At 71.0% G+C, this 25,360-nt stretch carries 19 protein-coding genes; 10 read left to right on the top strand and 9 right to left on the bottom strand.

The window, feature by feature from the left end; all coding sequences use genetic code 11:
• Positions 1 to 5 precede the first annotated feature (5 nt).
• The 4 genes from ACH4DZ_RS15070 to ACH4DZ_RS15055 are packed head-to-tail and all read left to right on the top strand — an operon-like array spanning position 6 to position 2,232.
• Positions 6 to 887, top strand: a complete 882-nt coding sequence (locus ACH4DZ_RS15070; RefSeq protein ID WP_398287499.1) for a helix-turn-helix domain-containing protein — start codon at positions 6 to 8, stop codon at positions 885 to 887.
• A gap of 10 nt (positions 888 to 897) precedes the next feature.
• The gene (locus ACH4DZ_RS15065) at positions 898 to 1,092 is read left to right on the top strand and encodes a DUF397 domain-containing protein (RefSeq protein ID WP_398287498.1); all 195 of its coding nucleotides are present in this window, start codon (positions 898 to 900) and stop codon (positions 1,090 to 1,092) included.
• A 20-nt stretch (positions 1,093 to 1,112) separates the two neighbouring features.
• On the top strand, positions 1,113 to 1,475 hold the full coding sequence (locus tag ACH4DZ_RS15060) for a DUF397 domain-containing protein (RefSeq protein ID WP_398287497.1): 363 nt from the start codon (positions 1,113 to 1,115) through the stop codon (positions 1,473 to 1,475).
• Positions 1,468 to 2,232, top strand: coding sequence for a class I SAM-dependent methyltransferase (locus ACH4DZ_RS15055; protein WP_398287496.1), 765 nt, complete (start codon positions 1,468 to 1,470; stop codon positions 2,230 to 2,232). Before ACH4DZ_RS15060 ends, ACH4DZ_RS15055 begins: the two co-directional genes overlap by 8 nt.
• A 20-nt stretch (positions 2,233 to 2,252) precedes the next feature.
• Here ACH4DZ_RS15055 and ACH4DZ_RS15050 read toward each other — a convergent pair whose 3' ends face one another.
• Positions 2,253 to 3,503: an amidohydrolase family protein gene (locus ACH4DZ_RS15050; protein WP_398287495.1), complete on the bottom strand. Its 1,251-nt coding sequence runs from the start codon at positions 3,501 to 3,503 to the stop codon at positions 2,253 to 2,255.
• Between the two features lie 139 nt (positions 3,504 to 3,642).
• Here ACH4DZ_RS15050 and ACH4DZ_RS15045 point away from each other — a divergent pair, with 139 nt between their 5' ends.
• A complete protein-coding gene (locus tag ACH4DZ_RS15045; protein ID WP_398287494.1) occupies positions 3,643 to 4,149 on the top strand; it encodes a MarR family winged helix-turn-helix transcriptional regulator in 507 nt (168 codons plus the stop codon).
• 96 nt (positions 4,150 to 4,245) lie between these two features.
• Here the strand turns inward: ACH4DZ_RS15045 and ACH4DZ_RS15040 are convergent, their stop codons facing one another.
• From ACH4DZ_RS15040 to dnaK, 4 genes are all read right to left on the bottom strand, one after another.
• Positions 4,246 to 4,719 (bottom strand): heat shock protein transcriptional repressor HspR, encoded by a 474-nt coding sequence (locus tag ACH4DZ_RS15040; protein WP_107018054.1) that lies wholly within the window; start codon positions 4,717 to 4,719, stop codon positions 4,246 to 4,248.
• A 7-nt stretch (positions 4,720 to 4,726) separates the two neighbouring features.
• A complete protein-coding gene (gene dnaJ, locus ACH4DZ_RS15035) occupies positions 4,727 to 5,929 on the bottom strand; it encodes a molecular chaperone DnaJ (RefSeq protein WP_107018053.1) in 1,203 nt (400 codons plus the stop codon).
• An 87-nt stretch (positions 5,930 to 6,016) separates the two neighbouring features.
• On the bottom strand, positions 6,017 to 6,700 hold the full coding sequence (gene grpE, locus ACH4DZ_RS15030; RefSeq protein ID WP_384805922.1) for a nucleotide exchange factor GrpE: 684 nt from the start codon (positions 6,698 to 6,700) through the stop codon (positions 6,017 to 6,019).
• Positions 6,697 to 8,562: a molecular chaperone DnaK gene (gene dnaK, locus ACH4DZ_RS15025; RefSeq protein ID WP_398287493.1), complete on the bottom strand. Its 1,866-nt coding sequence runs from the start codon at positions 8,560 to 8,562 to the stop codon at positions 6,697 to 6,699. The genes grpE and dnaK overlap by 4 nt, the downstream gene beginning before the upstream one ends.
• Positions 8,563 to 8,965: 403 nt before the next feature.
• Between dnaK and ACH4DZ_RS15020 the strand changes: the two genes are divergently transcribed.
• Positions 8,966 to 11,251 (top strand): (Fe-S)-binding protein, encoded by a 2,286-nt coding sequence (locus tag ACH4DZ_RS15020; RefSeq protein ID WP_398287492.1) that lies wholly within the window; start codon positions 8,966 to 8,968, stop codon positions 11,249 to 11,251.
• Positions 11,252 to 11,392: 141 nt separating this feature from the next.
• Here ACH4DZ_RS15020 and ACH4DZ_RS15015 read toward each other — a convergent pair whose 3' ends face one another.
• Positions 11,393 to 14,692, bottom strand: coding sequence for an AAA family ATPase (locus ACH4DZ_RS15015; RefSeq protein ID WP_398287491.1), 3,300 nt, complete (start codon positions 14,690 to 14,692; stop codon positions 11,393 to 11,395).
• Positions 14,693 to 14,934: 242 nt separating this feature from the next.
• Here ACH4DZ_RS15015 and ACH4DZ_RS15010 point away from each other — a divergent pair, with 242 nt between their 5' ends.
• The 3 genes from ACH4DZ_RS15010 (at position 14,935) to ACH4DZ_RS15000 (ending at position 18,594) form a co-directional block, all read left to right on the top strand.
• Positions 14,935 to 15,603, top strand: a complete 669-nt coding sequence (locus ACH4DZ_RS15010) for a LuxR C-terminal-related transcriptional regulator (protein ID WP_398287490.1) — start codon at positions 14,935 to 14,937, stop codon at positions 15,601 to 15,603.
• Between the two features lie 220 nt (positions 15,604 to 15,823).
• Complete coding sequence (locus ACH4DZ_RS15005; RefSeq protein ID WP_398287489.1) at positions 15,824 to 16,579, top strand: DUF4255 domain-containing protein; 756 nt, start codon at positions 15,824 to 15,826, stop codon at positions 16,577 to 16,579.
• Positions 16,576 to 18,594, top strand: coding sequence for an ATP-binding protein (locus ACH4DZ_RS15000; RefSeq protein ID WP_398287488.1), 2,019 nt, complete (start codon positions 16,576 to 16,578; stop codon positions 18,592 to 18,594). The genes ACH4DZ_RS15005 and ACH4DZ_RS15000 overlap by 4 nt, the downstream gene beginning before the upstream one ends.
• 124 nt (positions 18,595 to 18,718) lie before the next feature.
• On the opposite strand, the gene ACH4DZ_RS14995 is transcribed toward ACH4DZ_RS15000, so the two are convergent.
• The 3 genes from ACH4DZ_RS14995 to ACH4DZ_RS14985 form a co-directional block, all read right to left on the bottom strand.
• Entirely contained in the window at positions 18,719 to 20,164 is a 1,446-nt protein-coding gene (locus ACH4DZ_RS14995) for a hydrolase (RefSeq protein ID WP_398287487.1), read from the bottom strand.
• A 90-nt stretch (positions 20,165 to 20,254) separates the two neighbouring features.
• Positions 20,255 to 21,688: an RICIN domain-containing protein gene (locus tag ACH4DZ_RS14990; protein ID WP_398287486.1), complete on the bottom strand. Its 1,434-nt coding sequence runs from the start codon at positions 21,686 to 21,688 to the stop codon at positions 20,255 to 20,257.
• Positions 21,689 to 21,772: 84 nt separating this feature from the next.
• Entirely contained in the window at positions 21,773 to 23,449 is a 1,677-nt protein-coding gene (locus ACH4DZ_RS14985; protein WP_398287485.1) for a DUF4157 domain-containing protein, read from the bottom strand.
• Positions 23,450 to 23,683: 234 nt separating this feature from the next.
• Between ACH4DZ_RS14985 and ACH4DZ_RS14980 the strand changes: the two genes are divergently transcribed.
• A complete protein-coding gene (locus tag ACH4DZ_RS14980) occupies positions 23,684 to 25,285 on the top strand; it encodes a phage tail sheath subtilisin-like domain-containing protein (RefSeq protein WP_398287484.1) in 1,602 nt (533 codons plus the stop codon).
• Positions 25,286 to 25,360: the final 75 nt, after the last annotated feature.

The raw sequence follows: 25,360 nt of genomic DNA, 5'->3' as shown, positions 1-25,360 counted from the left end.
GATCCGTGGGACTGCGCACCACCATCAGCGAACGTCAGCGACGACTCGGTTTTGAACTCAAACACCTGCGCGAACAAGCTGGATTGAGTGCTGGTGAGGGGGCTGAGAGCATCGGGATGAGCCGGGCTCAGTTGAGCCACATCGAGTTGGGGCGCACATCGATCCTCACCGAGCGACTGCTGAACCTCTGCCGTACTTACGGTTGCACAGACAAGCCCTACATTGACGAACTGGTGTCCATGTCTGAGGCGGCAGGAAAAGGATGGTGGAGCGCACACAAGAAGCGGCGCGGCCTGGACGCGCTCAACACGGCGGAGCTGGAGTCCGATTGCACCGCACTGCGGATGCACCAGTCACTGTTCATCCCGGGGCTCCTCCAGACGGCCGAGTACACCCGAGCCATCTTCGCCAGCCCTGGATTGGGCTTTGAACGCAAGGAAGATGCCGTGGAGTTCCGTATGGAGCGACAGCAGGTGCTCACCCGCGAAACTCCTCCCTCGGTGCACGCGGTGATCCACGAGTCAGCCCTGCACATGCAGTTCGGCGGACCAAGAGTGGCCCGAGAGCAACTGCTACACCTCGTCGAACTAGCGGGCCTCCCTCATGTCACCATCCAGATCTATCCGTTCAGCGCCCCGGCGTACGCCGCCCTCAGCGGCAACTTTGTCCACGTCGTCCCAGGACTGCCGCAGTTGGGCACCGTCGTCCTCGAAAAGCCCGTTGGCCTCCAGTACTTGGCGGACAGGGCAAGCCTGGAGCGGTACGAGAAGCTGTTCCGCCATCTCGCCGAGAATGCCCTGCCCCCTATCGACGTATCGTTGGCCCCCGATGCACACTCCGTAAAGGACTCGCTGGCTCTCATCCAGCACGTTCTCTACACCTTCTAGGGAGGCCTCAATGCCGGAACTGAACTGGCAGAAGTCGACGTTCAGCGGCGGCCCGGAAGGCGAATGCCTCTACATAGCCAACGCCCCCGACGGAACCCTCCGCCTCCGGGAGAGCGACACCCCCGACGTCATCCTCGCCCCCGCCCGGCAGGGCCTCGCAGCACTGCTGCACCACGCCCGCGGCCCCGCGCAGACCAACGACTGATGGAGCCGGAGGGGGCCCACATGTCCGAGCTGCACTGGCAGAAGTCAACGTTCAGCGGCGGCCCTCAGGGCAACTGCCTCCAAATAGCCGCCGCCCCCGACGGAACCCTCCGCCTCCGCGAGAGCGACACCCCCGACGTGACCCTCGCCACCGCCCCACAAAGCCTCGCCGCACTGCTGCACCACGTGTCCGAGCCGGAAGACTGGCAGAAGTCCACGTTCAGCGGCGGTCCACAGGGCGAGTGTCTCTACATAGCCACCGCCCCCGACGGAACCCTCCGCCTCCGGGAGAGCGACACCCCCGACGTCATCCTCGCCACCGAGCCGCAGGCCCTCGCCGGACTGCTGCACCATGCCCGCCGCCCCGCGCAAGGCAATGGCTGACGAGAACTTCGCCCACCCCCGGCTCGCCGCTATCTACGACCCGCTCGATCCCGGTCGCGGCGACCTCGACGCGTACGTCCGTGTCGCGGAGGAGTTCGGGGCGCGGCGCGTGCTCGACATCGGCTGCGGGACCGGCGTGTTCGCGCTGCTGCTCGCCGGCCGCGGGATCGAGGTCGTCGGCGTCGATCCGGCGCGCGCGTCCCTCGACGTGGCCCGCGCCAAACCCGGCGGCGAGCAGGTGCGCTGGCTTCACGGAGACGCCACCACGCTGCCACCCCTGCGCGTCGACCTCGCGACCATGACGGCGAACGCGGCCCAGCAGATCGTCGACGACCAGCCGTGGCGGGACACCCTGCGGGGCGCGTACGAAGCTCTGCGACCCGGTGGGCACCTCGTCTTCGAGACCCGGGATCCGGCGCGGCGCGCCTGGGAGGAGTGGACGCGCGATGCCTCGTACCGCGTGACGGAGATCCCGGGGGTCGGCGCGGTCGAGAGCTGGGTCCGGACGACCGAGATCAGCGGGCAGTTGGTGAGCTTCCGGCAGACCTATGTGTTCGCCGCCGACGGGCAGGAGCTGACCTCGGATTCGACGCTGCGTTTCCGCGAGCGGCAGGAGGTCGAGGCGGACCTGCGGGGCCAGGGGTTCGTCGTGCGGGACGTCCGCGACGCGCCCGACCGCCCCGGCCGCGAGTTCGTCTTCGTCGCGCAGCGGCCGGAACCGGCCTCCCGGGCCGGCCGCGCATCCGGGCCGGGATAGCCGCGGGCGGACCCCACGCCCTATGCGGCGGAGGCCGCGAGCGTCGTGCGGGTGCCGCGGCGCCACACCTCGCGCAGGTTGAGGGTGTCGCCGATCGTGGTCGTGGGGTCGCCGTCCACGAGGAGCAGGTCGGCCCGCAGGCCCTCGGCGATGCGGCCACGGTCCTCCAGGCCGAAGCGCCGTGCCGGGGTGGCGGTCGCCGCGCGCAGGGCCTGGACCGGGGTGAGGCCGGCCCGTACGAGGTACTGGAGTTCCTGGTGGACGCTCGCGCCGTGGACCACGCCGCCCATGAACATCAGCGGCATGGGAGCCGCGTCGGTGCCCGCCAGGAGGTCGACGCCGGCGTCGTGCAGGGCCTTGACCGAGGCCAGTACGTCCTCAAGGCTGCCCTGCGGATAGCGGTCGTAGCTGGTGTTGAGGACGTTCGTCCACGCCTCGTTCAGGCGTGACCCGACGCGTGGGTCCGCGGTGAGGGACGATCCCGTGATGCCCATCATGGAGGCGTTCAGGACGACACAGGGGACGACGAACGCGCCGGAGGCGGCGATGAGTTCGATGATCTCGTCGGTGTGCGGCCGGTCCATGAACAGGTGGGCGAAGCCGTCGATGCCGGCCTCGATCGCCATCCGTGTCGCGTCGACGGTCAGCGTGTGGGCGATGGTGAGCATCCCGTGCCGGTGGGCCTCCGCGACCCCGGCGTCCAGGGTCGCCTGGTCGAGCATGGGCAGACCGGGGTGGCCCTCGACACTCCCGTCGTCGACCATGAACTTGATGTAGTCCGAGCCCGCCTCGACGAGCCGGGGGATGAAACCGACCGCCTCCTCGGGCGTGGTCGAGAACGGCATCACGGGCATCTCGCGCGGCGCGGCCCCCTCGCCCGGCCCGCGGTGCCCGCCCGGCTTGAAACCCTTCGGCATGAGTTCGCTGGGGTGGCCCCCGGGAGGGGTGATGCCGAAGCCCGCCGAGCGCACGTCGGCGAGGGAGTCGTTCTCCGAGACGCGCTCGCGGGCGGGCCCGGTGTTCATGCCCTGCATCTCCAGTTCGGTGGTGATCCCGAACCGCAGTGCCAGCGCGAGCGCCTCGTCGGAGGTGTGCACATGGGCGTCGAACAGACCGGGCAGCAGGGTGCCGCCCCTGGCGTCGACGATCTCCGCACCGGCGGGCACCTCGCCGCCGACCGCGGCGATCCGCGCGCCGTTCAGTACGACCGTGGTGTCCTCCAGCACGCGCTCGCCGTCGAACACCCGGCCGTTGATGATGGCTGTGATCATGACTCTCTCCTCCGGGCAGGCCGATCGCTCCGCTGGTGCCGAGTGCTCCCCACCGCGAGCACCACATTAATGCAACTGGCAACTCCATGCATAATCACATGCATCTGTGGAGTGCAGATACATGCGATAGGCTGCGCGGGTGACTGACACGGATGCCTCCATGCCGCAGGGCGAGGCCCTCCTGGACGCCGTCGGCGCGGCCTTCGCCCGGCTCAGGCGGCGCACCATGCAGGCGCCCGTCGACCCCCCGTCGGGCCCCAAGGACCTCAAGCGCAACCTCGTCCTCAACATCGTCGACGAGGCAGCCGAGGCGGACGCGGAGATGACGGTCGGCGGGCTCGCCGAACACCTGCTGGTGGACCCGTCGGTGGCCAGCCGCATGGTGAGCGACTGCATCTCCCACGGCTACCTGGTCCGCGCGGCCTCGCAGCAGGACGGCCGCCGCACCGTGCTCCACCTCACCGAGGAAGGCACCGCCCTCCTCCACCGCTTCCGCCACCAGCAGCGGCAGGCGTTCGACTACATCACCCGTGACTGGCCCGAGGCCGAGCGGCTCGAATTCGCCCGCCTCCTCCTCAAGTACACGGACTCCACCGCCCGGTTGCCCGCGCCGGGCGCCGGGGCGGCCCGGCGGGAGGGGGCATAGACAAGGGGCCCGGAGGTTCGAATGAACCTCCGGGCCCCTTGACGTGACCGGGCCCTTGACGTGACCGAGTTCCTTGGGACGTGACCGCGTGACCGCTCAGTCCGTCGGGGGGCGCTTCGGGCGCCACACGACGAGGGCGCTCGTCTGCTGGACCTCCTGGTACGGGACCAGGTCGCGGCGGTACGAGGCGTGGACCGCGGCCTCGCGCTGCTGCATGGTCGCCGCCGCGCCCTCCAGGGCCGACGACAGTTCCGCGACCCGGGACTGCAGCGCGGCGACCTGGTTCTCCAGCTCGATGATGCGCTTGATGCCGGCGAGGTTGATGCCCTCGTCCTGCGACAACTGCTGGACGGTGCGCAGCAGTTCGATGTCGCGGGCCGAGTAGCGCCGGCCGCGCCCGGCCGTGCGGTCCGGGGAGACCAGGCCGAGGCGGTCGTACTGACGCAGCGTCTGCGGGTGCAGACCGGAGAGCTGGGCGGCCACCGAGATGACGTACACCGGTGTCTCTTCCGTCAGCTCGTAGGCCCTGCCGGTGAACGAGTTCTGCCGACGGCGTCCGGGTGCGTCCATGATGTCCTCATGCTCCCTTCGCGGCCTGGAACAGCTCAGCCCGCGGATCCTCCTCCGCGGTCGCCTCGCGATACGCCTCAAGCGCGTCACGAGCCTTCCCCGTCAGGTCCGCCGGAACACTCACCTCGACGGTGACCAGGAGGTCCCCGCGGGAGCCGTCCTTACGGACCGCGCCCTTGCCGCGGGCCCGCATCGTACGGCCGTTGGGCGTGCCCGGCGGCAGTTTCAGGGTGACCGGAGGCCCCCCGAGCGTGGGTACGCGGACCTCGCCGCCGAGTGCCGCCTCCGTGAAGGTGACGGGCACGGTGACGGTGAGGTTGTCGCCCTTGCGGCCGAAGACCGGGTGCGTGTCCACGTGCACCGTGACGTACAGGTCGCCCGAAGGGCCGCCCCGTTCGCCCGGCGCGCCCTTGCCGCGCAGCCGGATGCGCTGGCTGTCCGACACCCCGGCGGGGATACGGACCTGCATGGTCCGGGACGACTTGGCGCGTCCCGAGCCGCTGCAGACCGCGCACGCGTGCTCCGCGATCAGGCCGCGGCCCTTGCAGTCGGGGCACGGGTCGGTCAGCGAGAACCCGCCGCCCGAGCCGCGCGCCACCTGGCCGGTGCCGACGCAGGTCGGGCACACGCGCGGTGTGCCGTTCTTGTCGCCGGTGCCCGAACAGGCCTTGCAGGGCGACTGCGAGGTCATCCGCAGCGGGACGGTCGCGCCGTCCACCGCCTCCGTGAAGCTGAGCGTGACCTCGGTGTCGATGTCCTGGCCGCGCCGCGGCTGCGTCCGGGCACCGGGGCCCGCGCCGCCGCGGTTGAAGAGACCTCCGAAGACGTCACCTATGCCGCCGCCGAAGCCGCCGGCCCCGCCCTGCGGACCGCCACCGCCCGCTCCGCCCTGGGGGCCGCCTCCGAAGAGGTCCCCCAGGTCGAAGTTGAAGGAGCCGCCCGAACCGGCCGGGCCGGGACGGAAGCCGCCGTTGCCGAAGAGGGTGCGGGCCTCGTCGTACTCCTTGCGCTTCTTGGGGTCCCCGAGGATGTCGTTCGCCTCGGAGATCTCCTTGAAGCGCTCCTCGGCGCGCGCGTTCCCCTTGTTGGCGTCCGGGTGGAACTCGCGGGCGAGCTTGCGGTACGCCTTCTTGATCTCGGCCTCGGTGGCGTCCTTGGGGACGCCGAGGACCTTGTAGTAGTCCTTCTCGATGAAGTCCTTGGTGCTCATCCTCGACGCCCCTCCTTCCGTACGCCACCGTCACGTACGCGCTCGACGTTCTCCGTGCCAAGGGGCGCGCGTACGCCCTGTTCCACGTCAGCCCTCGTCCGGGCCACCGCTCTCCTTGTCGTCGGCCGCCGCGGTCCCCGCATCCGTCTCGTCGCCCTTGGCGGGCTGCGCGCCGGGCTGCGGCTCGGCGACCGCCACCCGCGCGGGGCGGATGGTGCGCTCGCCGAAGCGATACCCCGGCTGCAGAATCGCCACGCACGTCGTCTCCGTGACGTCCGGCGCGTACGAGTGCATCAGGGCCTCGTGGATCATCGGGTCGAAGGGCTCGCCCTCCTTGCCGAACTGCTGCAGGCCCATCTTCGCCGCGACGGTCTCCAGCGACTCGGCCACCGACTTGAAGCCGCCGAGCAGTTCGCCGTGTTCCCGCGCGCGGCCGATGTCGTCGAGCACGGGCAGGAGCTCGGTCAGGAGGCTCGCGATGGCGAGCTCCTTGACCGCGATCCGGTCGCGCTCGACCCGGCGGCGGTAGTTCTGGTACTCGGCCTGGAGCCGCTGGACGTCCGCCGTACGTTCGTTGAGCGCCGTACGCACCTGGTCCAGCTGGGCCGTCAGGCCTGCGATCTGGGCTGCTGACTGAGCTGCTGCCGTGTCCCCGGCCGGGGCCGCCCCGTCCTCCGCGGAGGAGGGGGCGGCCTTCGGCTCGGCGTCTTCAGGGGTGGCGCCGGAGGGGACGTCGGGCTGCTCGTCGAAGCCCGGGGTCTCCTCCGTCACGCGGCACCGTCCTTGCGGTCACGGTCCTCGTCGACGATCTCCGCGTCGACCACGTCGTCGTCGGCGGCCTTGGCACCGGCGTCCGGGCCGGCGCCCGGGGCCTCGGCGCCCGCGGCACCCTGGGAAGCCTGCGCGTCGGCGTACATCGCCTGGCCCAGCTTCTGGGAGACGGCGGCGACCTTCTCGGTGGCCGTACGGATCTCGGCGGTGTCCTCGCCCTTGAGCGCGGCCTTCAGCTCCTCGACGCTCGTCTCGACCTCGGTCTTGACGTCGCCGGGGACCTTGTCCTCGTTGTCCTTGAGGAACTTCTCCGTCTGGTAGACGAGCTGCTCGCCCTGGTTGCGGGCCTCGGCGGCCTCGCGGCGACGGTGGTCCTCGTCCGCGTACTGCTCGGCCTCCTGGCGCATGCGGTCGACCTCGTCCTTCGGCAGCGAGGAGCCGCCGGTGACGGTCATCTTCTGCTCCTTGCCCGTGCCGAGGTCCTTCGCGGTCACGTGCATGATGCCGTTGGCGTCGATGTCGAAGGCGACCTCGATCTGCGGGACCCCGCGCGGGGCCGGCGGCAGACCGGTCAGCTCGAACATCCCGAGCTTCTTGTTGTACGCCGCGATCTCGCGCTCGCCCTGGTAGACCTGGATCTGGACGGACGGCTGGTTGTCCTCGGCCGTCGTGAAGATCTCGGACCGCTTGGTCGGGATCGTGGTGTTGCGCTCGATGAGCTTGGTCATGATCCCTCCCTTGGTCTCGATACCGAGGGACAGCGGGGTCACGTCGAGGAGCAGGACGTCCTTGACCTCACCCTTGAGGACACCGGCCTGCAGGGCGGCGCCGATGGCGACGACCTCGTCCGGGTTGACGCCCTTGTTGGCGTCCTGGCCGCCGGTCAGCTCCTTGACGAGCTCGGCCACGGCGGGCATACGGGTGGAGCCACCGACGAGAACGACGTGGTCGATCTCGCTCAGCTGGATGCCGGCGTCCTTGATGACGTTGTGGAACGGCGTCTTGCAGCGCTCCAGCAGGTCGGCCGTGAGCTGCTGGAACTGGGCGCGAGTGAGCTTCTCGTCCAGGTGCAGCGGGCCCTCGGCGGACGCGGTGATGTACGGCAGGTTGATCGAGGTCTCCGTGGAGGAGGACAGCTCGATCTTGGCCTTCTCGGCGGCCTCGCGCAGGCGCTGGAGCGCCATCTTGTCCTTGCCGAGGTCCACACCGTGGCCGCTGTTGAACTGCTTCACCAGGTAGTCGACGACCCGCTGGTCCCAGTCGTCACCACCGAGGTGGTTGTCGCCGTTCGTGGCCTTCACCTCGACGACGCCGTCGCCGATCTCCAGGAGGGACACGTCGAACGTGCCGCCACCGAGGTCGAAGACGAGGATGGTCTGGTCGTCCTTGTCGAGGCCGTACGCCAGGGCCGCGGCGGTCGGCTCGTTCACGATGCGCAGGACGTTCAGGCCCGCGATCTCGCCGGCCTCCTTCGTCGCCTGGCGCTCGGAGTCGTTGAAGTACGCCGGGACGGTGATGACCGCGTCGGCCACCTTCTCGCCCAGGTACGCCTCGGCGTCGCGCTTCAGCTTCTGCAGGATGAAGGCGCTCATCTGCTGCGGGTTGAAGTGCTTGCCGTCGAGCTCGATCTTCCAGTCCGTGCCCATGTGACGCTTCACGGACCTGATGGTCCGGTCCACGTTCGTGACCGCCTGGCGCTTCGCGACCTCGCCGACGAGCACCTCGCCGTTCTTGGCGAAGGCGACGACGGACGGCGTGGTCCTGGCGCCCTCGGCGTTGGTGATGACGGTGGGCTCACCGCCCTCCAGAACGCTGACGACGGAGTTAGTCGTGCCCAGGTCGATGCCGACCGCACGTGCCATTTCAATTCCTCCAGCAATGACTTGAGTGGAACGGACTCAAGTGTGCATGACGCTTGCCGCGTGGTCAACAGAGGTGAGTCGTGGGGGCTCAACTCTTATCTCTTCCTTACGCGCACTTTGGCCCCTGACCTGCGGGGCACGCACCCGCTGCACCCCGCCGGGGGCGGTTCGCGCCGTTCCTCGCGCCCCTCAGAATCACGTCCCGCCGTGGTGGGGTGCGGGCCCGCCCCCACCGGCCCGCACCCGACGGACAAGCCCGGCTTCGGCGCGTGTACCCACGTGTGGGGCAGCGACGCAGATCACCGTGCCGCTGACTACAGTGCGGACAGCGGAATGGGTAGTCTCGAAGGACTGCGTAAGCTACCGCTCAGTAATGACCCTCGCAGGCCCGAGGAGCCCCGAAATGCAACTCGCCGCGATCATCGTGTCGCTGGTCCTGACCGTGGTCGGCGTCGCGCTCATCGCCCGCGCCATCGGCCAGTTCGTCCGGTACTTCAAGCTCGGCCAGCCGATCCCCGCCGGGAGCCGCACCGACAACCCCTACCAGCGCAGCGTCACGCTGGTGAAGGAGTTCCTCGGTCACACCCGGATGAACCGGTGGGGCATCGTCGGCTTCGCCCACTGGTTCGTGGCCATCGGCTTCCTGACACTGCCGCCCACCCTCGTCCAGGCCTTCGGCCAGCTCTTCCAGGCCGACTGGGTACTGCCGGTCATCGGCGAGTTCCTGCCGTTCGAGCTCTACATCGAGTTCATCGGCGTGATGACGATCCTGGGCATCGCCGTGCTCATCGCGATCCGGCTGCTGAGCCTGCCCTCGCGGGCCGGCCGCAAGTCCCGTTTCGCGGGCTCCAAGTCCGGCCAGGCGTACTTCGTCGAGTACGTCATCCTCACCATCGGCCTCGCCATCTACGTGCTGCGCGGCCTGGAGGGCGCGATCCACCACGTCGAGGGCTACGAGGCCGGGTACTTCGCCTCGTACCCGCTGGTCCTGGCCTTCAAGGGCCTCGGCCTGAGCACGCTGCAGAACCTGGTCTACCTCGTCGCGACGATCAAGATCGGCACGTCCTTCGTGTGGATGATCGTCGTCTCGCTCAACACCAACATGGGTGTCGCCTGGCACCGCTTCCTCGCCTTCCCGAACATCTGGTTCAAGCGCGAGGCGAGCGGCGGGACCGCCCTGGGCGGCCTCCAGCCCATGACGTCCGGCGGCAAGCCCATCGACTTCACCGATCCCGGTGACGACGACGTCTTCGGTGTCAGCCAGGTGGAGCAGTTCTCCTGGAAGGGCCTGCTCGACTTCTCCACCTGCACCGAGTGCGGGCGCTGCCAGTCGCAGTGCCCCGCCTGGAACACCGGCAAGCCCCTCTCCCCGAAGCTCCTCATCATGTCGCTGCGCGACCACGCGCACGCCAAGGCCCCCTACCTCCTCGCCGGTGGCGGCAAGGACATGGAAGGCAACGAGAAGGCCTCCGCCGAGCAGCTCAAGGACGTTCCCGCCGCCGCCCTCGCCGAGGCCGAGCGGCCGCTCATCGGGACCCTCGAAGAGAACGGGGTCATCGACCCCGACGTCCTGTGGTCCTGCACCACCTGCGGCGCCTGCGTCGAGCAGTGCCCCGTCGACATCGAGCACATCGACCACATCGTCGACATGCGCCGCTACCAGGTGATGATCGAGAGCGCCTTCCCGTCCGAGGCCGGGACGATGCTCAAGAACCTGGAGAAGAAGGGCAACCCCTGGGGGCTCGCCAAGAAGCAGCGCCTGGAGTGGACCAAGGAGGTCGGCTTCGAGATCCCGGTCGTCGGCCGCGACCTGGAGGACCTCTCCGAGGTCGAGTACCTGTACTGGGTCGGCTGCGCCGGCGCCCTGGAGGACCGGGCCAAGAAGACCACCAAGGCCTTCGCCGAGCTGCTGCACATGGCGGGCGTCACGTTCGCCATCATGGGCGGCGACGAGAAGTGCACCGGTGACTCCGCCCGCCGCCTGGGCAACGAGCCCCTGTTCCAGGAACTCGGCATGGAGAACGTCATGTCCCTCAACGCCGCCTTCGGCGAGGAGATGGACGACGACGGCAAGGTCACCGCGGAGTCGAGGAAGCCGAAGGCGGCGAAGAAGATCGTCGCCACCTGCCCGCACTGCCTGAACACCCTCGGCAACGAGTACCCGCAGCTCGGCGGCGACTACGAGGTCATCCACCACACCCAGCTGCTCCAGCACCTGATCGACGAGGGCAAGCTGGTCCCGGTGACCCCGGTCGACGGCCTCATCACCTACCACGACCCCTGCTACCTGGGCCGGCACAACAAGATCTACACGCCTCCGCGCGAGATCATGTCCGCCGTCCCCGGCCTGCGCCAGCAGGAGATGCACCGCCACAAGGAGCGCGGCTTCTGCTGCGGTGCCGGTGGCGCGCGGATGTGGATGGAGGAGCGGATCGGCAAGCGCATCAACAACGAGCGCGTCGACGAGGCACTGTCCCTGAACCCCGACATCGTCTCCACCGCCTGCCCGTTCTGCCTCGTCATGCTGACCGACTCGGTCAACGGCAAGAAGAACGAGGGGAAGGCCAAGGAGTCCGTGCAGGTCGTGGACGTGGCCCAGTTGCTGCTCGACTCCGTCAAGACCCTGCCGGAGCCTCCGGCGGGTGCGGCCGACGCGGAGAGCGAGCCGCAGCCCGAACCGGTCAAGTAGTCAGGTGAGTCGAAAGGCCCCCACCGGCAGTCTGCCGGTGGGGGCCTTTCGCGCGGTTCCCCGCGCCCCCGGCGGGGCAGCACGAAGAGATGTCCGGCCGCCCGGTGACCAGTCCGGTGACCAGCCTGGTGACCAGTTCCGTCAGCCGCCCCGCCGGCCGCCGAGCGCGGTCGTCAGTTCGCCCCGGCGCCGGATGCCCAGCTTCCGGTAGGTGCTGGTCAGGTGGGTCTCCACGGTGCGGCGCGCGAGGTGCAGCAGTTTCGCGATCTCCGTGTTCGTACGGCCGTCGGCGGCCAGCTCGGCTATCCGGCGCTCGCTGCCGGTGAGCGCGCCCGAGCCGGTGAGCGCCGTCGTGGTGCGGCGGGCGCCGCCCTCGCGCAGGGCCTCCTCGGCGGTGGCCCGCAGCCGTACGGCACCCAGCCGTTCGGCGCGTTCGGCCGCCTCCCGCAGGCAGTCGCGGGCGCGGGCCCGGTCCCCGGCGGCGGTGAGCTGGCGTCCCTGTGCGACCAGCGCGGGGATCAGTTCCGTGTCGATCACCACGTCCGCGGAGGCGTTGCGCAGTACGCGTACGGCCTGGTCGGCGAGTTCCAGGCCGCGCCGGCCGCCGGTGGCCATGCCGAGCACCCGCAGGGCACGGCCCACGAGCCGCGGGGTGTTCCAGACCTGGGCCAGCCGCAGTTCCTCCTCGGCCAGTTCCAGCGCCTCCCGGGGGCGGCCGAGCGCCAGTCGGCACTCCGCCGAGGCCGTCCGCCAGGGGGTGACGACCGGGCTCACCACATCGCGCGCCGACTGCCGGCGCCCGCATTCGAGGAAGTCGTCGAGCGCGCCCGCCGGGTCCCCGCCGGCGGCCCGCAGCACCCCGCGCGCGTACAGGAACCGGTTCACCTCCCAGGAGTCCTTCGCCTCCCGCAGGTCGAAGCCGCCCGCGAGCCGACGGGCCTCCACCACCCGGCCGGTCTCGACGAGCGCGACCACGGCGTGCGCCTGGCCGTTGCCGGGACCCAGCCGGGTGCCGGGCGAGGGCCGGGCCTCGGGACCGGTGAGCAGCCACGCGTAGTCCCCGCGGGCGGCGGCGATGTCGGCCCGGACGTTCAGCAGCGCGCGGTGCATCGGGTGCAGCAGGGACGGGCGCTGTCTGGCGAGGCCGCGTCCGACGAGCCGTTCGGCCTCTTCGAGTTCGTCGGCCCACTGGGCGACGGCGGCGGCCGTACCCAGCAGGAACGGCTCCGCGAGCGGTTCGACCGGCTCCGCGAGCAGGGCCCGTACGCGTTCCATGGCGGCGTCCGCCGAGAGCAGGCCCGCGGTGGCCTCGTACCGTACGAGCAGTGCCTGGCCCGCGGTGCCGACCAGGAGCGGTGAGTGGCCGGCGCTCTCCCGCAGCCGGCGGTAGATCTCCTGCCTGATCTCGTGGTCCTGGTCGGAGAGCAGCGCCGAGGCGATCCGCACGGTGCGGGCCAGGTCGGGGTGGCCCGTCAGCTGCGAGTCCAGCGAACGCAGTACGTCGACGGCGGCGCGGGCCTCGCCCCGGCCGGCCAGGGCCGTGCCCAGGGCCACCGCGGCGCGTACCCGGTCCTGGGGGACGCCCGGCAGGCGTACCGCCTCGGCGAGGCGGGGTATGCCGGCCGAGGAGCGGACGGTGGCGTACTCCAGGGAGCCCAGTTCGGTGAGGAGCCGCTGCCGGTGGTCGTCGGGGAGCGGTTCGTCCAGGGCGCGGCGCAGGTAGGGGAGGGCGTCGGCGGTGCGGCCGTCGTGCACGGCGACGGCGGAGGCGTCCAGCAGGACGCCGGTGACCCAGGGCTCGCCGACCGCGTCGGCCCGCAGCAACTGGCCGGCCACGACCTCGGCGCGTTCGCCGCGCCGCAGCATGACCTCGGCGGCCCTGCGGTGCGCGGCCCGCCGCCGGGCCACGGGCCAGCCGCTCAGTACCGCGTCCCGCAGCAGGGGATGCGCATAGCGGGGACGCCCGTCGGCACCGGCCCGCAGGAACCCCAGCCGCGCCATGGCGGTGAGCCACCCCGCCACCCGCGCGGGATCGGCATCGGTAACCCCACCGAGCAACTCGGATAGCTCGTGCGCGGCGGCGTCGTCCGGGGTCGGGTCGACGCGGGCGGGGGCGGGGGCGTCCGAGGCCGGGGCGCCCGGCGCGGAGCCGGCGCCCGAGCAGTCGTCCGTGCGCGGCCCGTCGCCGATGGAGCCGTCGGCGGAAGGCGGGGTGGCCTCCGAAGGCCGGGCTCGGCCGTCCTCCGCCGGTTCGCCGTGGGCGGGGGCGCCCGCGTCCGGGCGGCCCGCACCGCCGCCAGGCCGACTCGCGACGGGCCCGCCTGCGCCTGCGTCTGCGCCTTCGGCATCGGCATCGGCAGAGACGGAAGCGAAAGCGACGGCACCAGCCGAGGCGCCTGCCTCCGGCCGAGCCGACCCCCGCCGGTCCTCCGGCGGTGCATCGCACCCGTGCCCCCCGTTCTCGTCCGGCGACCCGGCCCCGGACTCCCCGTTCCCAGCCGGGAAGGCAGCCCCGTACTCCCCGCTCCCGGCCGGGGAGTAAGGCGCCGGGGAGTAAGGCGCCAGGGAGGCGGCGGTGGGTGGTTCGGTGTTCGGTGGCTCGAACGGTGTCCGGGGGCGAGGGCCGGGCAAGTCGTCGTCCAGTGCGGCGAGCGCTCGGGCCACCTCCGTCGTCGCGGGGCCCGCGCTGTCCAGCCACCACGACACGGCGGCCTGGTACGCGCCCGGGTACAGCGCGGCGCTCGACCTCGGCACGGTGGCCGGCAGCGTGCCGCGCAGGTCGTCCAGCAGGGCGCGCAACAGCAGCGGGCTGCCCGCGCCCGCCCGTACGCAGTCCTCCACCCACGCCTGTGGGACCGTGCCGAAGTCCGCACGGACCAGCCGGGTCGTGGAGTCGACGCCCAGCGGGGCGAGGGTGAGGGTGCGGACCAGCGCGGGCGAGAGCGTGTGCGCCAGGCCGGCCACCGGCGCGTCTATGTCGTACTGGCTGCGCTCGGTCACGACCAGCAGCACCGGTAAACGGTCCACCCGCCGGGCGGCGTCGACGAGCCAGCGCCGCGAGGCGTCGTCCGCGAGATGGACGTCGTCCACGGTCACCAGGAGCGGCGGCCCGGCCGTGAACGAGCGCAGCAGCCGCCACAGCCAGGCCCCCCGGGCCCGTTCGTCAGGCACCTCCCGGTCCTCGGAGAACTCCGCGTGGGGACCCAGCAGTTGACGCACGGCCGCGAAGGGAAGCGCCGTGTCGTCGGGCGAGCAACGGGCCCGCAGCACCCGCATCCCGGCCTCCTCCGCCTGCTCGGCGGCGGCTTCGAGGAGCGCGGAACGGCCCGTACCCGTGGCCCCCCGCAGCAGCACCAGCCGTCCGGTTCCGGCGCGGGCGCGCGCGGCCTCGGCGGCCACCAGTTCCAGGGTTTGACGACGCTCAAGCAGTGGTACGTACATCCCTGCCTCCCTCGCGGCCGTGGTGCGGCCCACTGTGTGGGACGGCGGAACGGGTGGCTGTCGTTGCGTGAGATGACCCACTGTCATGTATGCGACGCCGTTTCCGATCTGGTTCCCGATCTCGTGGTGTGTCTCGTGGTGCTCCACGATTGCGCCGAACACACGGCCCCCAGAAGTGTGATGACCGCACGCCTGTCACGGACGCCACAGAGGTGACGGGCTCGTGAACATAGGGGAGTCCGTTGCGCAGCTCATTTGGGACCGCGGCTCCGGGCACGGCAGAGCCCGAGTCCCGAATACCGGTGGCGGTACACGCCTCGGACCCGATCACCCGGGAGGGAGCGCTCAGCCAGTTGCGGCAGCACCCGGTGATCGACCTCCGCGAGGAGACCGAGACCGGACCCGACACCGTCGCCCTGCTGATCAGCGAGACGCTGGACGAGACCGCGCTCTCCCGGCTGCGCAGACTGGTGCGCAGCGAGGGCGCCCGTGCCGTCCTCGTGGTGAGCATGATCCGCGAGACCGAACTCCTCGACGTCATCGAGTGCGGGGTCGGCGCCATCGTGTGGCGCCACGAGGCCACCGCGCACCGGCTGGTGCAGGCGGTCGTCGCGGCCTCCCGGGGCGACGGCGATCTGCCCGCCGATCTGCTCGGCCGGCTGATCAGCCAGGTGGGTTCGCTGCACCGCACGGCGAGCAGCCATCCCGGAGCCCCTTCCTCGGGGCTCGCCCCGCGTGAGGTGGATGTGCTCAGACTCGTCGCCGAGGGGCTCGACACCGGGGAGATCGCCAGCAAGCTGTCCTACTCCGAACGGACCGTCAAGAACGTGATGCACGGGCTCACCACCCGGCTGCATCTGCGCAACCGGGCGCATGCGGTGGCACATGCCCTCCGCGAAGGCTACATCTGATCGAACGGGCAGCCGGAGACGGACGTGGGGGCAGCACTCTCTGCCCGCCGGTCGTCCCCGGCGTGCCTGCGGAGGCGAAGCCTTCAGAGGCACGATCGGTTGGTACAGCGGTCATCGGTGACAACAGCGGTCCACGGCAGCGGTCGCGGTGTCGCCGCGGGACAGCCGCGCCGTCATCCGGTGGCGGTACGGCAGGGCACGGCAGGGCGGGAGCACGACGGTGATCCACGAGGTGGACGAGGTCCTCAAGCGGCTGCTCGGGGGCGGTGCGCTGGCCGGCTCCGGCATCGACGTCTCCTTCGAGGCACCGACCCGCGACTGGGCGGCCCGGCGCAACGCGCCGACCATCAACACCTACCTGTACGACATCCGTGAGGACGTGTCCCGGCGCCAGCGCGGCCACACCGCCGTGCGCGACGACCGCGACATCGTCGTACGCCGTCGTCAGCCGCCCCGCTGGTTCCGGCTGTCGTACCTGGTCACCGCCTGGACCAAGCAGCCGCTGGACGAACACCGGCTGCTCTCGGCGGCGTTGGCGACGCTGCTGCCCCACGAGCTGATGCCCGCGAGCGAACTGCCGGGCCCGCTCGGCGCGCTGGGCCTGTCCATCCCGCTCACGGTGGCCGGGCTGCACACCGAGTCCCGGTCCCTGGCGGAGATCTGGTCCGCGATGGGCGGCGAACTGAAGCCGTCCCTGGACCTCGTCGTCACCGCGCCCTTCCCCGCCTTCCCCGAGTACGACGCCGGTCCCCCGGTCACGGAGGGCGCGGGCGTGCGCCTTCGCGGCATGGACGGCTCGCTGGAGGGTTCGGAGGAACGCCGGCACCGGCCACGGCACCTCAAGTCCTCGCCCCTGGGGACCGGTACACGCGAGGACACCGGACAGCACGACGGCTCCGGTCAGCACGACAGCACCGGTGACCGGCAGAACACCGGTGACCGTGACCGGCAGAACACCGGAGAACGGCAGAAGTGACCGCACACGCCCCGCTCACGTCCGACACGCTCCTGCTCCGGCTGGCCCGACTGCGCGACCGCGTCGCCGAGTTGGTCGACGAGCGCCAAGCCGGAGATCCCACGGCGGGTGACCCGCTGCGTGGCCTGTACCTCTCCGACGAGGCCGTACGCCACCTTCTCGGGCCCGCGACGACCTCGTACCCCTCCGCCTTCGAGGACGGGACGGGCGACCGGGACCGCGGCGGGGACGGGGACGGGGACGGGGCGGTGTCCGAGGGCGCCGGTGCCGACCGGCTGGAACTGCTCGCGGCGCGGCTCGGGCTCACCGAGCTGGACCTGCGGATCCTGCTGATCGCCCTCGCTCCCGACCTGGACCGCTCCTTCGAGTCGCTGTACGGGTACCTCAACGACGACGTCAGCAGACGCCGGGCCACCATCGGACTCGCCCTCGACCTGTGCGGGCTGCCCGTGCACTTCGCCGGGGCACGGGCCCGTTTCCACCCCTCGGCGCCCCTGACCGCGCTCGGACTGCTGAGCGTCGAGGATCCCGAACGGCCCTTCCTCAGCCGGTCGTTGCGCATACCCGACCGGCTCGTCGCGCATCTGCTCGGCGACGACACCCTGGACCCCGCGCTCGTCGGCCACGTCCACCCGCTCGCGACCGCCGCGCCCTCGCACGACGACGCGTTCACCGCCAAGCTGGCCGCCCGGCTGGGCAGCGCGCCCCTCACCGTCTATCTGCGCGAACACCGCGAGGGCGACGGGCTCGCCGGTGCCGCCGCCGCCCTGCGGGTCGCCGGATACGAGGCCCTGCACTACACGGGCCCCGAGGACCGCGTACCCGAACTCCTGCGTGAGGCCCGGCTGCGCGGCGCGGCCGTCGTCGCGTCCGCCCTGCCGGAACAACCCGGCTCGCTGGTGCGGGCGTTGGTGCTCTCCGGCGTGCCCGTGCTGCTCACCGGGTCGCGGCCGTACGACCCGCAGTGGAGCGAGCACGATCCGCTGGTGCTCGACGCGCCCCGGCAGCGGGCCGGCGCGGTGGACGTCTGGTCGGCCGCCCTGCGGCACGAGCCCGGCTTCGACCTGGCCGCCACGGTGGCCCCGTACCGGCTCGGCGGTGACCGCATCCTGCGGGCCGCGCACGCCGCCCAGAGCCTCGCCGGCTTCGACGGTACGCCGGTGACCGCCGCACATCTGCGGCTCGCCGCACGGCAGCAGTCCGCCTCGGGTCTTGAGCGGCATGCCCGGCGGATCAGGCCCGACGTGGGCTGGGAGGACCTCGTCCTGCCCGACAAGCCCCTCGTGCAGTTGCACGAACTGGCCCTGCGCGCCCGCCACCGCGACCAGGTGCTCGGCGACTGGCGGCTCAGCGCGGGCGGCGGGCGGGGCCGTGGTGTCCTCGGTCTCTTCGCGGGCGAGTCCGGCACCGGCAAGACCCTGTCGGCCGAGGTCGTCGCCGCCGAACTCGGCCTGGACCTGTACGTGGTGCAGCTCTCCTCGATCGTCGACAAGTACGTGGGCGAGACCGAGAAGAACCTGGAGCGGATCTTCACCGAGGCCGACCGTACGGACGCGGTGCTGCTCTTCGACGAGGCGGACGCGGTCTTCGGCAAGCGCTCCGAGGTCAAGGACTCGCACGACAAGTACGCCAACATGGAGAGCGCCTACCTGCTCCAGCGCCTGGAGTCCTTCGACGGCATCGCCCTGCTCACCACCAACCTGCGCGCCAACATCGACGAGGCGTTCACCCGGCGGCTCGACATGGTGGTCGACTTCCCGTTCCCCGACCCCGGGCAGCGCCTCGCCCTGTGGCGGCACAGCCTCGCCGCGGTGCCGTGCGCGGAGGGCACCGACCCCTCGGCGGTCGCCGACGCCTTCGAGCTGGCGGGCGGCTCGATCCGCAGCGCGGTCGTCACCGCCGCCTACGCCGCCGCCGGACGCGGCGCCCCGGTCACGACGGCGGATCTGCGCGAGGGCGCCGAACGCGAGTACCGCAAGGCGGGCCGGCTGGTGCCGGGAGAGGGCAACTGGTAGCCGCCCCGCTACCCGAGCCGCTCCGCCAGGTCCGGTGGGGGTGGGCCGCGCAGTTCCCCGCGCCCCTCAAAAGCGGGGCTGCGCCCCTGCTTTTGCCCTTAAGGAGCGCGGGGCCGCAAACGGTTCACACGGTGAACTTGACCGCTTCGAGCCAGAGGTTGTTGTCCAGGGTCCCGCCGAAGATGAACCCTTCACCCTCACCGGGCTTGTCGCAGCCGAGGCCGAGCCAGGCCCCGTCACGGATGTGCGCGTTCTGGCAGACGGCCCCGCCACCGTTGTCGACGTTGACGGTGAACCCCAGCAGGTTCGGCGCGTCCTTCTTCGTACTGCCGACGTAGTTGTCGATACCGTCTGCCGCACCCGACCAGGGCGCGACGTAGTGCCCCTGCCCGTTGGTCGACTCGGGGTCGTGGACGAACGCCGCGCTCGCCGTCCCCTTGGTCCCCGACACCGCGATGTTGAGGCTCTTGAGCGGCGTCTCCTGGCCCACCGTGCCCGCCGTCTCGCCGTCACAGACCGCTTCCGTCCAGCCCTTGTCCTTCACGAAGGCCCGGTAGCAGATGTGCTTCTTGTCCGGTTCCTCCGTGGCCAGTTCCTGGACGGCGGTCGCCGCGGTCCGCTCCGGGGCCTTGGTCTCCTTCTCCTCCTCGGAACCACCGCCCCCGCCCCCGGCTCCGGCCGCCGCCCCGCCCGCGGCCTGCGTCGGCGCGGCGGCCGGGGGCGCCGAGGGAGCGGCGGTGGGAGTGGTCGGTATGGGAGGAGACGCCGTGGGGCTGCTGGGCGGCAGCGTGCTGATGCCGGCTTCCTGGAGTTTCTCCGTGGCGGCGCTGCGTACCTGTGGCTTGTAGGCGATCCACAGCATCACGAAGGTGATGGCGAGCGCCATGAAAACGCCCAGGAAGGTCGCGAGCCAGCGCGGCAGGAAACCCCGCTGGACGTAGGTGCCCTCCACATCCAGCGGCTCGACGCCCGACCGCTGCACGGCCAGCGTGTACGGGCGGGACTCCTTCGATCCGAACCAGATGATCTGCCGCGGCTTCAGCGTCGTCTTCACGAACGCCGCACGCCCAGGCTCGATCTGCACATTCGACGGATGGATGTCGTACGACAACTGATCACCGTTGTCGCTGCCGCTCACCGACGCCGTCAGCTTCGTGTTGCCCAGGTTGTCCACCGCCAGCTTCGGACGACCCCGGAAACGCCCCTTCACCGTCGGCGGCACCAACTCCGCCCGCACCTCAGTGAACGGCGTGATGGTCAGGTTCCCCTCGGGAACCGTCGTCGCCTCGGGATGCTCGGTCGGCGTGATCCGCACCGCGTACGCATTCGGCCCCGCCGTCGCATCCGGCGTACGCGGCGGCGCGAACGCGATGTCCACCGAACCCGTCGTCCCCGGATACAACCGCAACACCTGCGGCTCCACCCTCGCCCACGGCGCCAACGGACCGACCGCCTCGAAGCGGTACTCGTCCACCACATCACCGGTGTTACGCAGACGCAGCCGCACCGTCGTACTGCCACCCGGGTCCACGGTCGCGGAGGCGGGCTCCAAGGAAGTCCATAGGCTCACTCTGGGAACTTAAACGCAGCGCCGGTGCCGGGGCAGGAAGCAGCGGGGCACGATGCATGCCCGAACAGGCGGCACGGGCTGCCCCGGGTCTCATTCCTTGGAGGGATGGATGACCAGCCACTCCTGGTCGTCGGTGTTGGAGCAGTGATACAGCGTCAGGTTCGTGTCGACGCCGCCGGTGCTGAACCCTGCCACGTCCAGGCATTCGTTGTTGCTGGCGAAGTTGCGGATCCAGTAGGCGCCGCTCTCCTGCTTGTCGATCCACCACAGGTCGTTGTCGGCCGACGTGCCGTCGCACGGGGACTCGTACACCCCCACCTGCACGGGCTCGGCCCCGGAGTTCGGCAGGTCCATGCAGAGCTGGTCCTTGACGTTGCGGATCACGAAGAGGGCGGAACCGCCGGGACCCCCCTTCGGCCGGCGCACCTCCAGGTTCCAGAGCTGGTTGTCCTCGTCCGGGTTCTCGGTGCAGGTGGCCTGCTGTACGCGGCCGTGCTCCTTGCCCTTCTCACGGCCCGGGAGGTCGGCGCACATCTTGGTGGTCGGGTTCCGCAGGAGGATCTCGGTCGCGGGGACGACACTCTTCGGTGTCGGCTTCGGCGTCGGGCTCTCCCCACCTCCGCCGCCGCCCCCGCCACCGTCACCGTCTCCGGACGCCGACGGAGCGGCGGGCTCGGAGGCCACCGGCTCGACCGACGGGGCCTTGGGCGCCTCGGGGGTAAGTGAGGGGGAGGGTGCCAGGGTGCTGATGCCGGCTTCCTGGAGTTTCTCCGTGGCGGCGCTGCGTACCTGCGGCTTGTAGGCGATCCACAGCATGACGAAGGTGATGGCGAGGGCCATGAAGATGCCGAGGAAGGTGGCGAGCCAGCGCGGGAGGAATCCCCGCTGGACGTAGGTGCCTTCGACGTCCAGCGGCTCGACGCCCGACCGCTGCACGGCGAGGGTGTACGGGCGGGACTCCTTCGACCCGAACCAGATGATCTGCCGCGGCTTCAGCGTCGTCTTCACGAACGCCGCACGCCCCGGCTCGATCTGCACATTCGACGGATGGATGTCGTACGACAACTGATCACCGTTGTCGCTGCCACTCACCGACGCCGTCAGCTTCGTATTGCCCAGGTTGTCCACCGCCAGCTTCGGACGACCCCGGAAACGCCCCTTCACCGTCGGCGGCACCAACTCCGCCCGCACCTCCGTGAACGGGGTGATGGTCAGGTTCCCCTCGGGGACCGTGGTGGCCTCGGGGTGCTCGGTCGGCGTGATCCGCACCGCGTACGCATTGGGACCCGCCGTCGCATCCGGCGTACGCGGCGGCGCGAACGCGATGTCCACCGAACCCGTCGTCCCCGGATAGAGCCGCAACACCTGCGGCTCCACCCTCGCCCACGGCGCCAACGGACCGACCGCCTCGAAGCGGTACTCGTCCACCACATCACCGGTGTTACGCAGACGCAGCCGCACCGTCGTACTGCCACCCGGGTCCACGGTCGCGGAGGCGGGTTCGAGAGAAGTCCAAAGGCTCACATATGGACGCTAGCCGTCCGACGGGCGCCGGGCAGCGGACCCGAGTGCACGCCGCGTTGCCCGAACGGCCCACAGGCGGGGCCGTCAGCTCCTGGGGATCGGTGAGCCGGTCGCCGTCATGACGAAGTGCGCGTAGGAGTCGGCGTTCATCAGTGCGCGCCGGCCCATGGCGTACCAGTTCTCCTGCCGCTTCGGACGCTGCGTCTCGTTGTCGCCCGTGTAGGTGTCCGGGTCGCGGGCGACCCGCCTGCCGAGCATCGCGGCGTCCTGCGTGGCCGCGGTGGCCGGGTCCAGGACCGTCGCCAGGCCCGCCTGCGCGGCGTCCTCCGACAGCTCGTGGTCGTACGAGCTGTACTGGTAGTCCAGCGTTCCGGCGAACCGGTGCGTGGCCTCGTGGATGACGTACCAGGCCACCTCGCCCTCCTCCCGGAGGTTGATCGCGCCGGTGCGCCCCGAGTCCATGGACGGAAGCTCCTCGCTCTTCATGTAGTCGGGATTCAGCCGGGCGGCATAGTCCTTGGTGCTCGCGTCGACCCAGCCGGCCGCGCCGGACGCGTTCGCCCCCTTGGCCGAGAGGTCGAACATGGACGCCTCCCCGACCAGGGCGATCTGCGCGCCCTGCGAGGCCAGGCCCACCTGAACGCGTCGCAGCACCTCGGAGATCCGCGGCAGGAGCGTACCGACCTGCTGGGGAGTCGCCGTCTGGAACACCGGGAACGCGGACCTCAGTGCCTGCAGCAGCACGCCGCTCGGGGCGCCGCCCGCCGAGTTCAGCAGGGCCAGCGCGGCCGTCATCTTCTGCTGGGCCTCGACCACCGCCTTGCGGGTCCTGGTCTCGCGCTGCGGGTACTTGTGGTCGGCGATGGTCCCGCGCTTGGAGATGGCGACGGCGCCGCTGCTGTGCAGTTGCCGGGTGGCGTCGTCGTACTTGTCACCGTGCTGGAGGGAGGTGGAGTCGACCTGCAGTTCGGCGGTGGTCCTGGTCCGGCCGTTGTCGTCGAACCACATGCCCGAGTTCTGCCCCATGGCGTGATGCGTCCTGGTGCTGCCGTTGAACGTCCACACCGCGCGCTGGACCGCCTGCCCACCGGCGGCGTGCCCACCGGAAGCATGTCCACCGGAGGCGTGCCCGGCGCCCGCGGTCGCGGAGTCGTTCAGAGCCTCGGTACCGGTCGTTCCCCCGGGAGCGACCGCGCGCTGCACCGGCGGCGCCCCGCTCCGCGCCCGCGCCTCGACCGCCTCCGCCCGCTTCTCGCCCCAGTCGCCCTGGCTGGACACCTTCAGGCCCGAGCCGTTGTCGGTGCCGGGGACCGCACCCCTGCGCTGGTCCTTGACGTGCTGCAGCTCGTGGATGAGGGTCGGCTTGTCCTTGCCGTCCCAGACCACGTTGTCGCCGGCGGTGTACGCCCGGGCGCCGATCGCCTGGGCGGACTGCAGGGCGACCGTGTCCGTGTGCAGCTTCACGCTGCTGAAGTCCTCGCCGTCGAACCAGCTCGCCGTCTCCTTGAGCAGCGAGCCGTTCATCCGGCTGCCCGGGGACTTCACGACCTGGTCCACCAGCGCGCGCTGTTCGTCCGGGCCGTGCCCGCAGCCGGCGCTGTGCTGGTGCTGCCTGCGCTGCACGGCCCGGGTCACCGCCGCGTTACCCGCCGCGCTCTGCAACGCCAGGATCCGGTCCGCGGTGGTGTTCCGCTCCGTGGTCGGGCGGACCCGTACCTGATCACCACGGGCCTGGTCGGCCTGGGCTTCCTGCGCGCGCATGACGTTCCCCTCCACAGCTGATCTTCCAGCGTTACCGGGTGGGGCCGGTCGCGGGGAGAGCGGTGAGGGCAGTCCTGCGGGCAGCGCGGACGGTCCCGGGGGCACTCGGGCGTGCCGGACTGCCCTTGTGGGCAGGGAGTTTGCCCCCGATCAGGTACCGCAGGACGTTTCAACGAACGCCCGCGCGCGTGAAGGTCGGAGTAGACCTGTCTCGTACCCCGAGGAGAGCAGAGCATGCCGTCCTACCTGTCGCCCGGCGTTTACGTCGAGGAGGTGGCCAGCGGCTCGCGTCCCATCGAGGGAGTGGGCACATCGGTGGCGGCCTTCGTGGGGCTCGCCCCACACGGCCCGCTGAACGAGCCGACGCTGGTGACCAACTGGTCGCAGTACGTCGCGGCCTTCGGTGCCTTCACCGACGGCTACTACCTCGCGCACTCCGTGTACGGATTCTTCAACAACGGCGGCAGCGCCGCGTACGTCGTACGGGTCGGCGGCGCCGCCGACGGCGCGTCGGCGAACGGCGTGTCCGCGAACGGCACTCCGGCGTCCCTCTCCGGCTCCGCGGCCCCCGCCGCGCTCACGGCCGGCGAGCCGAAGCAGCTCGGCACCTTCAGTGTGACCGCGGTCGCGGGCGGCTCGCTCAGCGTCGAGGTCGCGGACCCCGAGGGCGAGGGTCCCGCCGAGCGCTTCAAGCTGATCGTCAAGGACGGCGACAAGCCGGTCGAGTCCTTCGACGTGACCGCCAAGAAGGGCGGCCGCAACTACGTCGTCACGCAGGTGAAGGAGCGCTCCAAGCTCATCACCGTGCAGGAGGCGGCGCCCACCGCGCAGCTGGCACGCCCCGAGAACCAGACCGTCGCCCTGGCCGCCCCTTCGGCCGCCTCGGCCACCGCCCCCGCCGTTCCGGCCGGGTCGCAGGACTCCCACCCGGGCCCGGCCCAGTACCTCGGCGACTCCGCCGACCGCACCGGCTTCGGCGGCCTGGAGGCCGTGGACGAGATCTCCATGGTCGCCGTCCCCGACCTGATGGCCGCCTACCAGCGCGGCGCGATCGACCTGGAGGCCGTGAAGGCCGTCCAGCTCGGTCTCATCGCGCACTGCGAGCTGATGGGCGACCGCGTCGCCGTCATCGACCCGCCGCCCAGCCTGAACGCCCGTGAGATCCGTGTCTGGCGTCAGGAGACCGCCGGCTACGACTCCAAGTACGCGGCCCTGTACTACCCCTGGGTGAAGGTCTTCGACCCGGCGAGCGGCCAGTCCCGGCTGACCCCGCCGAGCGGTCACGTCGCCGGCATCTGGGCCCGTAACGACTTCGAGCGCGGTGTGCACAAGGCGCCCGCCAACGAGGTCGTACGCGGCGCGGTGGACCTGGAGCTGCAGATCACCCGCGGCGAGCAGGACCTGCTCAACCCCATCGGCGTCAACTGCATCCGCGCCTTCCCGGGCCGCGGCATCCGCGTCTGGGGCGCCCGCACCATGTCCTCGGACCCGGCCTGGCGCTACCTGAACGTCCGCCGGTACTTCAACTACCTGGAGGAGTCGATCCTGCTCGGCACCCAGTGGGTGGTGTTCGAGCCGAACGACCACAACCTGTGGGCCCGGATCCGGCGCAACGTCTCGGCGTTCCTCGTCAACGAGTGGCGCAGCGGCGCGCTCTTCGGCCAGCGGCCGGAAGAGGCGTTCTACGTCAAGTGCGACGAGGAGACCAACACCCCGGAGTCGGTCGACCTCGGCCGCGTGATCTGCGAGATCGGCATCGCGCCCGTCAAGCCCGCCGAGTTCGTGATCTTCCGCCTGGCCCAGTTCTCCAGCGGCAGCGGCGAGCTGGAGGAGTAGGCACCGCCCACTCCCTAGCTGCCGCGTGCCACCCGGCACGCGGCACCCTGCTCCTCCTCGTACGGCACCGACCCG

This window comes from Streptomyces sp. NPDC017991 (assembly GCF_044328075.1).
In the GTDB taxonomy this organism is placed as follows: Bacteria; Actinomycetota; Actinomycetes; order Streptomycetales; family Streptomycetaceae; genus Streptomyces.
The sequence above is the reverse complement of the archived record's forward strand: the minus strand, read 5'-3'. Positions and strand labels throughout refer to the sequence as shown.